General features: G+C 37.9%; 8 protein-coding genes. All 8 read right to left on the bottom strand.

Going from position 1 to position 12,684, the window contains the following annotated elements:
- Positions 1-69 precede the first annotated feature (69 nt).
- The 8 genes from rpsJ to rpoB all read right to left on the bottom strand — a co-directional run bounded on the left by rpsJ (position 70) and on the right by rpoB (position 12,549).
- On the bottom strand, positions 70-378 hold the full coding sequence (rpsJ, locus tag THEBR_RS01895; RefSeq protein WP_003868559.1) for a 30S ribosomal protein S10: 309 nt from the start codon (positions 376-378) through the stop codon (positions 70-72).
- A 191-nt stretch (positions 379-569) separates the two neighbouring features.
- Entirely contained in the window at positions 570-1,772 is a 1,203-nt protein-coding gene (gene tuf / locus THEBR_RS01890; protein WP_012268992.1) for an elongation factor Tu, read from the bottom strand.
- A gap of 14 nt (positions 1,773-1,786) precedes the next feature.
- A complete protein-coding gene (gene fusA / locus THEBR_RS01885; protein ID WP_009052835.1) occupies positions 1,787-3,856 on the bottom strand; it encodes an elongation factor G in 2,070 nt (689 codons plus the stop codon).
- 51 nt (positions 3,857-3,907) lie between these two features.
- A complete protein-coding gene (gene rpsG / locus THEBR_RS01880) occupies positions 3,908-4,378 on the bottom strand; it encodes a 30S ribosomal protein S7 (RefSeq protein ID WP_003870267.1) in 471 nt (156 codons plus the stop codon).
- Between the two features lie 78 nt (positions 4,379-4,456).
- Positions 4,457-4,831: a 30S ribosomal protein S12 gene (gene rpsL, locus THEBR_RS01875; RefSeq protein WP_003868702.1), complete on the bottom strand. Its 375-nt coding sequence runs from the start codon at positions 4,829-4,831 to the stop codon at positions 4,457-4,459.
- Between the two features lie 54 nt (positions 4,832-4,885).
- Entirely contained in the window at positions 4,886-5,140 is a 255-nt protein-coding gene (locus THEBR_RS01870; protein WP_003870268.1) for a ribosomal L7Ae/L30e/S12e/Gadd45 family protein, read from the bottom strand.
- A 95-nt stretch (positions 5,141-5,235) separates the two neighbouring features.
- Entirely contained in the window at positions 5,236-8,790 is a 3,555-nt protein-coding gene (gene rpoC, locus THEBR_RS01865; protein WP_004402357.1) for a DNA-directed RNA polymerase subunit beta', read from the bottom strand.
- A gap of 42 nt (positions 8,791-8,832) precedes the next feature.
- Positions 8,833-12,549 (bottom strand): DNA-directed RNA polymerase subunit beta, encoded by a 3,717-nt coding sequence (gene rpoB / locus THEBR_RS01860; RefSeq protein WP_012268991.1) that lies wholly within the window; start codon positions 12,547-12,549, stop codon positions 8,833-8,835.
- Between the last annotated feature and the right edge of the window lie 135 nt (positions 12,550-12,684).

Raw genomic sequence — 12,684 nt, 5'->3', positions numbered from 1 at the left:
CTGAAATCAGCGGACGCTTTTGCGTCTTAATTTCTTTTTTATTTTTTTTGCTTTTTCACTTATTGCCTTTTACAGTTTTATTTCAATATCTACACCAGATGGTAAATCTAATCTCATAAGAGCATCTACTGTCTTAGGTGTTGGGTTCAAAATATCAATTAATCTCTTATGAGTTCTTATCTCAAATTGTTCTCTTGAATCTTTATATTTGTGAGGAGCTCTTAAAATAGTTATAATATCTTTTTCTGTTGGCAATGGAATAGGTCCAGAAACCTCAGCACCCGTCCTCTTTGCAGTCTCCACTATCTTTTGAGCCGATTGATCTAAAATAGCATGGTCAAAAGCCTTTAAACGTATGCGAATTTTTTGCTTGGGCATTTTACTTTCCCTCCTTCTATCAATCCTCAACACTTTTATATATCCACATATCCAGGCGTTTTATTGTCAAAAAAAAATCTTACCTACAAGACCAGCTTTAATATTTTATCTCAAGTTCTAAATCATTGCAAGACTTGACATATCAATATTTTTGTGCTAATAGCAACTGCTATTAGCACAAAAATATGATGTTATTCTATGATAGCTGACACGACGCCAGCACCTACTGTACGGCCGCCTTCTCTTATAGCAAACTTCAAACCTTCTTCCATCGCTATCGGTGTTATTAACTCCACTTTTATCGTTACGTGGTCACCTGGCATCACCATCTCTACTCCATCCGGCAGGTTTATTACCCCTGTCACGTCTGTCGTCCTAAAGTAAAATTGTGGCCTGTATCCATTGAAAAATGGTGTGTGCCTTCCTCCCTCTTCCTTCGTCAATACGTAAACTTGAGCCTCAAATTTCGTGTGCGGCTTTATCGTCCCTGGCTTCGCTAATACTTGCCCTCTCTCTACTTCGTCCCTCTGTACTCCTCTTAATAATACTCCTATGTTGTCTCCTGCTTGCGCTTCATCCATCGTCTTCCTGAACATCTCTACTCCTGTTACTACTGTCTTCCTCGATTCTGTCGTCAATCCTATTATCTCTACTTCGTCTCCTACCTTTACCTTCCCTCTCTCTACTCTTCCTGTCGCAACAGTTCCCCTTCCTGTTATCGTAAATACGTCCTCTACTGGCATCAAAAATGGCTTGTCTATGTCTCTCTCCGGTGTCGGTATATATTCGTCTACTACATCCATTAACTGCCATATCTTCCCGCACCATTCGCACTCTCTCTTGCCACATCCACACTCTAATGCCTTAAGTGCTGACCCTACTACTATCGGTGTGTCATCCCCCGGAAACTCATATTCATTCAATAATTCCCTTACTTCCATCTCTACTAATTCTATTAATTCTGGATCGTCTACCATGTCTGCCTTGTTTAAAAATACTACTATATATGGCACTCCTACCTGCCTCGCCAATAATATGTGTTCCCTCGTCTGTGGCATCGGTCCGTCTGCTGCTGATACTACTAATATCGCCCCGTCCATCTGTGCTGCCCCTGTTATCATGTTCTTTACATAGTCAGCATGTCCTGGACAGTCTACGTGCGCATAGTGCCTCTTCTCTGTCTCATATTCTACGTGAGTCGTGTTTATCGTTATTCCCCTTGCTCTCTCCTCCGGCGCCTTGTCTATCTCGTCATACCCCTTCGCCTCTGCCATCCCTGCCTTCGATAATACCATCGTTATCGCTGCTGTCAATGTCGTCTTACCATGGTCTACGTGACCTATCGTCCCTACGTTTACGTGCGGCTTCTTCCTCTCAAATTTTTGCTTCGCCATCCTCTTTTCCTCCTTTACTTCTTTTCTAATATTTGATCAGCAATATTTTTAGGAACTTCTTCATAATGATGGAACTGCATAGTGTAAGTTCCTCTTCCTTGAGTTTTTGACCTTAAATCAGTGGCATATCCAAACATTTCAGCAAGCGGCACAAATGCTCTTATAACTTGGGCTCCAGCTCTTGCTTCCATTCCTTCAACTCTTCCACGTCGTGCATTTATATCTCCTATTATATCTCCCATGTATTCTTCTGGAACCACAACCTCTACTTTCATAATAGGTTCCAAAAGAACAGGGTTTGCCTTTTTCATGCCTTCCTTAAATGCTATAGAACCTGCTATTTTAAATGCCATATCTGAGGAGTCAACTTCATGGTAAGAACCATCTACCAATGCCACTTTTACATCGATAACAGGGTATCCTCCAAGAACACCGTTTTGCATAGCTTCTTGAACACCTGCGTCAACTGCAGGAATATATTCTTTTGGAATAACTCCTCCTACAATGCGATTTTCAAATGTATAGCCTTCTCCTCTTGGAGCAGGTTCCATCTCCAACCAAACATGACCATACTGACCGCGTCCGCCGGATTGCCTAATAAATTTCCCTTCAATTTTAACCGGTTTAGTAATAGTCTCTTTGTAAGCAACTTGAGGCTTACCTACATTGCAATCAACATTAAACTCTCTTCTTAGCCTATCAACAATTATCTCTAAGTGCAATTCTCCCATACCGGCTATTATTGTCTGTCCTGTCTCTTGGTCAGTATATGTCTTAAAGGTTGGGTCTTCCTCAGCTAGTTTTAATAAAGCTGTAGTCATTTTTTCTTGAGCAGCTTTAGTCTTAGGTTCTATAGCAACAGAAATAACTGGTTCTGGAAAATCCATTGATTCTAAAAGTATTGGATGATTCTCATCACAGAGGGTATCTCCTGTTGTAGTATCTTTTAGTCCAACAGCTGCAGCTATATCGCCTGTGTAGACAGCCTCCATTTCTTGCCTGTGGTTTGCATGCATTTGAAGAATTCTACTTATTCTTTCTTTTTTACCTTTTGTAGAATTTAATACATAAGAGCCCGCATTTAGAGTCCCTGAATATACTCTAAAAAAAGCAAGTTTACCTACATAAGGATCCGCCATAATTTTAAATGCTAATGCTGAAAAAGGCTCTGAATCGTCGGCTTTTCTCTCTATCTCTTCTCCTGTGGCTAATGCCATGCCTTTTACAGGTGGCAAGTCGAGTGGAGAAGGAAGATATCTTACTATCGCATCCAACATAGGCTGAATTCCTTTGTTTTTATAGGAAGAACCACAGACAACTGGTACTAATTCACCATTTATAGTTCCTTTTCTTAAGGCTTTGTGAATCTCCTCTTCAGTTATTTCTTCCCCTTCTAAATACTTCTCTAAAATAGTTTCATCTTGCTCAGAAACTGCTTCTAATAGTTTTTCTCTATACTCCTCAGCTAAATCTTTTAAGTCATCAGGTATTTCAGTCTCATCCATTACAGTACCTAAATCATCTTCATATATTATGGCTTCCATTTTAATTAAATCCACAATGCCTCTGAAAGTATCTTCTTTTCCAATAGGAATTTGTATAGCTACAGGATTAGCTCCCAATCTTTCCTTTATCATTTTTATTACATTGAAAAAGTCAGCACCTATTATATCCATTTTATTTACATAAGCAATTCTCGGAACATGATATTTGTCAGCCTGTCTCCATACAGTTTCAGATTGAGGTTCAACACCCTCTTTTGCAGAAAAAACCGCAACAGCTCCGTCTAATATTCTTAGAGACCTTTCAACTTCTACAGTAAAGTCCACGTGTCCCGGCGTATCAATAATGTTTATTTTATGCCCTTTCCAATAACAAGTAGTAGCCGCAGAAGTTATAGTTATACCTCTTTCCTGCTCTTGTACCATCCAGTCCATTGTAGCAGTACCTTCGTGGACTTCTCCTAACTTATGAACTTTTCCTGTGTAAAAAAGTATTCGCTCGGTAGTAGTGGTTTTTCCTGCATCTATATGCGCCATAATACCAATGTTCCTAACTTTATCTAAGCTGTAGTCTCTTGGCATCTTCCATCCTCCTTTCTTGTCCCTTAGTTCACTACCCCCTATAAACTACTTTTACCATCTATAGTGAGCAAATGCCTTGTTAGCTTCCGCCATCTTATGAGTATCTTCTTTCTTCTTAACACTTCCACCAGTATTATTTGCAGCATCCATTATTTCTGCTGCTAATTTTTCCATCATAGATTTGCCACTTCTTTGCCTTGCATACTCTACAAGCCATCTTATTCCAAGAGATAGCCTTCTTTCAGGCCTTACTTCCACAGGAACTTGGTAAGTGGCACCACCTACTCTTCGAGGCCTTACCTCAAGAACAGGCATGACATTATTTAAAGCTTCTTCAAAAACTTCAAGAGGATCTCTTCCTGTCTTTTCTCTTATTATGTCAAAAGCTCCATAACAAATTTTTTGAGCTAAGCTCTTTTTACCATCCCACATTACTTTATTAATTAGTTTTGAAACTTTTTTACTATTATATACAGGATCAGGAAGGACCTCTCTTCTTTCTACATGACCTTTTCTTGGCATCCTTTTCCCTCCTTTTGTGTAAAAACTTTACAATAATTAACTCTACTAGATACATTTATAGTTCCATTTCATCTTTTTTTACTTTTTAGGCTTTTTAGCGCCATACCTTGAACGAGCTTGCTTTCTATTGGCAACACCCGCAGCATCAAGGGCTCCTCTGATAATCTTGTACCTTACACCTGGGAGGTCTTTAACCCTTCCACCTCTTACTAAAACTACAGAGTGTTCCTGCAAATTGTGACCTATACCAGGGATGTACGCTGTAACCTCTGTACCATTTGTTAGCCTTACCCTTGCTATTTTTCTCAATGCTGAATTTGGCTTCTTAGGAGTTGTAGTCTTTACTACAACACAAACTCCTCTCTTTTGAGGATTACCCTCTAAAGCTGGAGCAGCAGATTTATATTTTACTGGCTTTCTTCCTTGTCTTACTAACTGATTTATTGTTGGCATTTTTGCACCTCCTTCCAAATAAATCAAGAAATAATTACCCCCTCAAAGGGGTAATTATTTCTTTTCACCTATAATATCCGCTGCAGCGGCAGCATTTACATCAATACCACACATTACCCCAAGTTCTTTCATAGTATCGACGTACACTATTCTAATTGATTTTTCCTCACATAGTTCTTTTATTTTTTTAGTAACATGTTCTTCCGCATCTTTTGCAATGTAGACCTGAAGTACATTGCAATTCATTATTGCTTTTAGAGTCTGCTTCGCTCCAACCACCCGCTTAGAAGGGCAATCTTGTCCCGCCATTCGCCTTCCTCCCATCAGGACAGCGGTTTTTAACACACTTAATAATTTTATCATTAAGCAGTTTAGCTGTCAACAGTAGAATTTCGTTTCAATCTTTAGTTGCTTGCCTTTACTTCTGTTTCTTCTTTTTCTTTATCTTGTCTTTCCTGTTGGTCATTCACTTTTTTTACAACAGAAATATTTCTATAGCGTGACAAACCTGTTCCAGCAGGAATTAGTTTACCTATTATCACATTTTCTTTTAATCCTAAGAGCGGGTCTACTTTACCTTTTATAGCCGCATCTGTAAGCACTCTTGTCGTCTCTTGGAAAGAAGCAGCTGATAAGAAAGAATCTGTTGCCAAAGCCGCCTTTGTAATTCCCAAAAGAGCTCTTCTTCCAGTAGCGGGTCTTAATCCTTTTTCAATTGCTTTTTTGTTTTCATCTTCGAATTTAAACATATCTATAAGCTCTCCAGGAAGCATTGAAGTATCTCCTGGGTCTTCTACTTTTACTTTTCTCATCATTTGTCTTATTATTACTTCAATATGCTTATCATTTATTTCAACACCCTGCAATCTATAAACCTTTTGAACCTCTTGTAGCAAGTAAGTCTGTACTGCAAATATTCCTTTTATTTTCAAAAGGTCATGAGGATTTACAGACCCTTCTGTCAACTCATCCCCAGCTTGTATTACCTGACCATCATGAACTTTAAGTCTTGAACCATAGGGAATGAGATAAGTCTTAGAAATATTGTTTTCTTCATCTGTTACAATGACTTCTCTTCTCTTCTTTGACTCATTGATTCTTACAACACCAGAAATTTCAGAAATTACAGCAAGTCCTTTTGGTTTTCTTGCCTCAAAAAGCTCTTCTACCCTTGGAAGACCTTGTGTAATATCTGCACCAGCTACACCGCCAGTATGGAATGTTCGCATTGTAAGCTGTGTACCTGGTTCGCCTATAGCTTGTGCAGCAATAATGCCCACTGCTTCGCCTATATTTACAAGTTCACCTGTTGCAAGGTCTCTACCATAACACATTCTACATACGCCGTGTCTTGACTTACATGTCAAAAGTGACCTTATCCTTACCTTTGTAATACCTGCTTTTTCGATTTTTTCTGCTTCCTCTTCGTTTATCAACTCATTTCTTCTGACAATTATATTGCCTTCATTATCAATCACGTCTTCAGCCGCAACTCTTCCTATTATTCTGTCAGCTAATTTTTCAATTATTTCATTTCCTTCTCTTATTTCTTCTACATAAATTCCTTCATCGGCTCCACAATCATCTTCTCTGACTATGACATCTTGGCTCACATCAACTAATCTTCTCGTCAAATAACCAGAGTCTGCAGTTCTTAAAGCTGTATCCGCAAGACCTTTTCTTGCACCGTGAGTAGATATGAAGAATTCCAACACATTAAGACCCTCTCTAAAGTTAGACCTTATAGGAAGCTCAATAATTCTTCCTGAAGGGTCTGCCATAAGACCTCTCATACCTGCTAACTGCCTTATCTGGTTTTTACTTCCTCTTGCTCCTGAATGAGCCATCATAAATATAGGATTAAATTTGTCCAAGCTTGCCATCAAAGCTTCTGTAACTTTTTCTGTAGTCATGTTCCATGTCCTTATTACGCTCTCATATCTTTCTTCCTCGGATATGAGACCACGTCTGAATTGGCTTTCAATTTTACTTACCATTTCATCTGCTTCTTTTAGAAGCTTCTCTTTTTCTTTAGGTATTACCATGTCAGATACACTGACAGTAATAGCTGCTTTTGTAGAATATCTGAAACCTAACTCTTTGATTTTATCAAGAGTTTCTGCTGTCTTTGTTGGCCCGTGTAATCTGTATACTCTATCTAAAATTTTCCCCAATTTAGATTTATCTACTAAATCATTAATTTCTAAGTCAAAAGCAGTTTCAGGATTAGTTCTATCTACATAACCTAAATCCTGTGGAATTGCTTCATTAAATATAATTTTTCCAACTGTTGTCTCAATTATTTTTGATTTTTTGACTCCATCAATTTCTTTTGTCATCTTCACTTTTATCTTAGCATGGATGTGAATGTATCCCAGTTGATATGCCATAATAGCTTCTTCAGGGCTGGAGAAATATTTGCCCTCACCTGGAACTCCCTCTTCATCTGCTGTTAAGTAATAACAACCTAATACCATATCTTGAGTAGGAGTCATAACAGGCTTTCCATCTTGGGGCTTGAGTATGTTATTAGCAGCCAGCATTAAAAATCTCGCTTCAGCTTGTGCTTCCATTGAAAGAGGTACGTGAACAGCCATCTGGTCACCATCAAAGTCTGCATTGTAAGCCGTACACACAAGAGGATGAAGCTTTATAGCTCTTCCTTCAACTAACACCGGTTCAAAAGCTTGAATACCCAATCTATGAAGTGTAGGTGCTCTGTTTAGTAACACAGGATGTTCTTTAATAACTTCCTCTAATACATCCCATACCTCAGGCTTTACCTTTTCAACCATTCTCTTAGCACTTTTTATATGCTGCGCCAAACCCTCATCTACTAATTTCTTCATTACAAAAGGCTTAAAAAGCTCTAATGCCATTTCTTTTGGCAAACCACATTGATAAACTTTAAGCTCCGGCCCCACTACTATAACGGAACGACCTGAATAATCTACCCTTTTACCTAAAAGATTTTGTCTGAATCTTCCTTGCTTACCTTTTAGCATATCAGAAAGGGATTTTAAAGGTCGGTTGCCTGGGCCTGTAACAGGTCTACCTCTTCTGCCATTGTCTATCAAAGCATCTACTGCTTCTTGTAGCATTCTTTTTTCATTTCTTACTATAATATCTGGAGCCCCTAAGTCTAAAAGCTTTTTCAATCTGTTATTTCTATTGATTACTCTCCTATACAAATCATTAAGGTCTGAAGTTGCAAAGCGCCCACCATCCAACTGCACCATAGGTCTTAAATCAGGCGGAATTACAGGTATAACATCTAAAATCATCCATTCAGGGCGATTGCCGGAATCTATAAAAGCTTGCACTACTTCTAACCTTCTAATTGCTCTTACCCTTTTTTGGCCAGTAGATTCACGTATTTCAGCTCTCAATTCTTTGCTCAATTTTTCTAAATCTATTTCTTGTAACAATTCTTTTATAGCTTCGGCTCCCATCCCTGCTCTAAATCTGTTGCCATATTTATCAAGGTAATCCCTATATTCTTTTTCTGATAATAATTGCTTTTTAGTAAGAGGAGTATCGCCGGGGTCAATAACCACATATGATACAAAGTACAGCACTTTTTCCAATGCTCTTGGAGACATATCAAGAAGAAGCCCCATTCGACTTGGAATCCCCTTTACATACCATATATGTGCAACAGGGGCAGCAAGTTCAATGTGCCCCATTCTTTCCCTTCTAACTTTGGACCTTGTAACTTCAACTCCACATCTATCACAAACTACACCTTTGTATCTCACTCTCTTGTATTTACCGCAATGGCATTCCCAGTCTTTTGTAGGTCCAAAAATTCTTTCACAAAAAAGGCCATCTCTTTCTGGTTTTAACGTTCTATAATTTATAGTTTCAGGCTTTTTCACCTCACCTCTTGACCATTCTCTTATTTTTTCAGGTGATGCTAACCCGATTTTAATAGCTTCAAAATTTCTTAACTGAAACAAGGAGTGTCGCTCCTTTCTTCAATAAATTTTGGTTTTAACTAATTAAATATCAAAATCTTCTAAATCTAAATCATCATTTTCTATATCAAAACTATCTGGCTCAAAATCAATATCCTCTGGCAGTTCTTCAATCTCTTCTTCAAAGCCTTCTTCGTAGCTTTCTTCATACACTTCTTCTGGTGGCGTATCTTCGCGGCCTTCTATATTGATATTAAGAGTAGCATCTGGCACATCAGAATCGTCATCATCTTCAAATTCTTTTAATGGAATTTCTTGATTATCTTCTGTGATAACTTTGACATCTAATGCTAAGCTTTGAAGTTCCTTAACCAATACCTTAAAGGATTCAGGAATACCTGGTTCTGGTATGTTTTCACCCTTGACAATAGCTTCATAGGTTTTTACACGACCTGATACATCGTCAGATTTCACAGTCAAAATCTCTTGTAAAGTGTGAGCTGCACCATATGCCTCTAATGCCCATACTTCCATCTCACCAAATCTCTGTCCACCAAACTGAGCTTTTCCACCCAAAGGTTGTTGAGTAACCAAAGAATATGGTCCAGTAGACCTTGCATGCATCTTATCATCAACAAGATGGTGAAGTTTCAGCATGTACATATAACCTACTGTAACTTTATTATCAAAAGGCTCACCTGTTCTTCCATCGTACAACTGCACCTTGCCGTCCGGAGAAAAACCCGATTTAGCTAAAAGCTCCTGTATGTCTTCTTCCGTTGCTCCATCAAAAACAGGTGTAGCAATCTGCCATCCCAATGCTTTTGCAACAAGACCCAAGTGAACTTCTAAAACCTGACCAATGTTCATACGAGATGGAACACCTAATGGGTTTAAACATATCTGCAAAGGGGTACCGTCTGGCAAAAATGGCATATCTTCTACTGGAAGTATCCTTGAAATAACACCTTTGTTACCGTGGCGCCCTGCCATTTTGTCTCCAACAGAAATTTTCCTCTTTTGAGCAACAAATACTCTTACCATTTGGTTGACTCCTGGTGGCAATTCATCACCATTTTCTCTAGAATAAACTTTAACATCTACTACTATACCTGACTCACCGTGAGGAACACGCAAAGAAGTATCTCTTACTTCTCTTGCCTTTTCTCCAAAAATAGCTCTTAAAAGTCTTTCCTCAGCTGTAAGTTCAGTCTCACCTTTTGGAGTAACTTTACCTACCAATATGTCACCAGCGGTAACTTCTGCACCTATACGTATTATTCCTCTCTCGTCTAAATCTTTTAAAGCATCTTCGCCTACATTCGGTATTTCTCTCGTTATCTCTTCTGGACCTAATTTCGTATCTCTTGCTTCTGCATCATACTCCTCAATGTGAATAGAAGTTAAAGAATCATCTCTAACCAATTCTTCACTTATCAAAATAGCATCTTCATAGTTGTAACCTTCCCAAGGCATAAATCCTACTAAGACATTTTTCCCAAGTGCAAGTTCACCGTAGTCAGTAGAAGGTCCATCGCATATAACTTGCCCTTTTTTCACTTCATCTCCTTCATTTACAATAGGCCTTTGGTTTATACAAGTTCCCTGGTTTGACCTCTTAAATTTAAGTAAATTATACTCATCCCTTCTACCGTCCTTTGTTCTAATTACAACTTTATCAGCAGCGACTTTTTCCACTACTCCATCGTTTTTCGCTAATACTACTACACCAGAATCAACAGCTGCCTTATATTCTATACCCGTTCCAATTATTGGCGCTTCAGGTTTTATAAGGGGTACTGCTTGCCTCTGCATGTTAGACCCCATCAAGGCTCTATTCGCATCATCATTTTCCAAGAAAGGTATCATAGAAGTAGCAACAGACACTATCTGTTTTGGTGAAACGTCCATGAAGTCCACTTCTGTTGGAGGTACAGCTATTATCTCTTCTTTTAATCTACATACCACTTTCTCATTAATAAACCTGTTGTTTTCATCTAATGGTTCGTTAGCTTGAGCTATAATATATTCATCTTCTTCATCTGCAGTCATATATACAATTTCATCTGTAACTGTACCAGTAGTTTTATCTACTCTCCTATATGGAGCTTCAATAAATCCATATTCATTTACACGAGCATAGGTAGTCAAAGATCCAATCAAACCGATATTAGGTCCTTCAGGAGTCTCAATTGGACATATCCTTCCATAGTGAGAATAATGAACGTCTCTTACTTCAAAACCCGCTCTTTCTCTACTAAGTCCTCCAGGACCTAAAGCACTTACTCTTCTCTTATGAGTAAGTTCTGCCAAAGGGTTAGTTTGGTCCATAAATTGAGAAAGCTGGGAGCTTCCAAAAAACTCTCTAATGGCTGCTACAACTGGGCGAATGTTTATAAGGTTTTGAGGAGTAATTTCATTCACATCTTGGATTGTCATTCTTTCTTTGACTACTCTTTCTAATCTCGCAAGTCCAATTCTAAATTGGTTTTGCAATAATTCCCCTACAGACCGCAGTCTCCTATTTCCTAAATGATCTATATCATCTATTGAACCTATTCCATGAGTTAAATTTAATTGGTAACTTATAGTGGCTATAATGTCATCTTTAGTAATGTGCTTAGGAACAAGTTCATCCATTCTATTTTTTATTTCGTTTATTACCGCCTCTTCATCAGAGAAATTGTCAAGTATTTCTTTTAATACACTTAAATTCACTGCTTCTTTTATATTTAAGCTAGATACATCATAAGGCATTGGATATTTATTTATATCCACCGTATTATTGCCTATTACTTTTACTACTTTACCCTCTACTAACACTTCTACTACATTTATGCCGCAATTTTGAATTTCTTCTGCCTTTTCTTTTGAAATTTTCTCTCCTTCTTCTACTAATATCTCACCTGTAACAGGGTTGACAATCTTTTTTGCACTCTTTAAGTTTGCAATTCTCGTTTTTAACGCAAGTTTTTTATTAAATTTATAGCGTCCAACTTTTGCTAAATCATACCTTTTTGCATCAAAAAATAATGCATACAAAAGGCTTTTAGCACTCTCGACAGTAGGCGGCTCCCCCGGTCTTAATCTCTTATAAATTTCTATTAAAGCCTCTTCTTCAGATTTTGTAGTATCTTTATCTAAAGTAGCTTTTAATTTTTCCTCTTCCCCTAAAAGGTCAAGAATTTGAATATCAGTACTATAACCCAAAGCCCTTAATAATACAGTAATTGGAACTTTTCTTGTTCTGTCAATTCTAACATATACTATATCATTGGAATCTTCTTCATATTCTAGCCAAGCGCCTCTATTTGGAATTACAGTTGCAGAAATTAATTTTTTCCCAAATTTATCAAATTGTTGTTCATAATAGACTCCTGGAGACCTAACCAATTGGCTTACAATTACACGTTCTGCGCCATTTATAATAAAAGTACCCTTTTCTGTCATTAAAGGGAAATCTCCCATAAATACTTCAGATTCCTTAATTTCCCCAGTCTCTCTGTTGGTAAGGCGTACTTTGACTTTCATCGGCACAGCATATGTAGTATCTCTGTCTTTACATTCTTCTACTGAATACTTGGGGTTATTTTCTAATCGATAATCAACAAATTCTAAAGCCAAATTCCCCGTAAAGCTCTCTATTGGGGAAATTTCTCTAAAGACTTCTCTCAATCCCTCCTCTAAAAACCATTTGTAGGACTTCTTTTGAACTTCAATAAGGTCGGGCATTTCTAATACTTCGTCGATCTTGGCAAAGCTCATTCTTGTCTTGTTGCCCACTTGTACAGGACGTACCATCCATTTCACCCCTTAAAAAATGTAAATTACCAAAAGTTTTCAACTTTTGGATTGCGCACAAAAGAACCCTATTTTACCATTATTATTCACCAACAGTCGTCCTCTTATACATATACATATATTAACAAATAAAAA

The organism is Thermoanaerobacter brockii subsp. finnii Ako-1 (genome assembly GCF_000175295.2).
Lineage (GTDB): Bacteria > Bacillota > Thermoanaerobacteria > Thermoanaerobacterales > Thermoanaerobacteraceae > Thermoanaerobacter > Thermoanaerobacter pseudethanolicus.
The sequence above is the reverse complement of the archived record's forward strand: the minus strand, read 5'-3'. Positions and strand labels throughout refer to the sequence as shown.

Bases quoted from the DNA above. Each gene is read 5' to 3' on its own strand.
- rpsJ (WP_003868559.1), bottom strand. From the start codon at position 378: ATGCCCAAGCAAAAAATTCGCATACGTTTAAAGGCTTTTGACCATGCT.
- tuf (WP_012268992.1), bottom strand. From the start codon at position 1,772: ATGGCGAAGCAAAAATTTGAGAGGAAGAAGCCGCACGTAAACGTAGGG.
- fusA (WP_009052835.1), bottom strand. From the start codon at position 3,856: ATGCCAAGAGACTACAGCTTAGATAAAGTTAGGAACATTGGTATTATG.
- rpsG (WP_003870267.1), bottom strand. From the start codon at position 4,378: ATGCCAAGAAAAGGTCATGTAGAAAGAAGAGAGGTCCTTCCTGATCCT.
- rpsL (WP_003868702.1), bottom strand. From the start codon at position 4,831: ATGCCAACAATAAATCAGTTAGTAAGACAAGGAAGAAAGCCAGTAAAA.
- THEBR_RS01870 (WP_003870268.1), bottom strand. From the start codon at position 5,140: ATGGCGGGACAAGATTGCCCTTCTAAGCGGGTGGTTGGAGCGAAGCAG.
- rpoB (WP_012268991.1), bottom strand. From the start codon at position 12,549: ATGGTACGTCCTGTACAAGTGGGCAACAAGACAAGAATGAGCTTTGCC.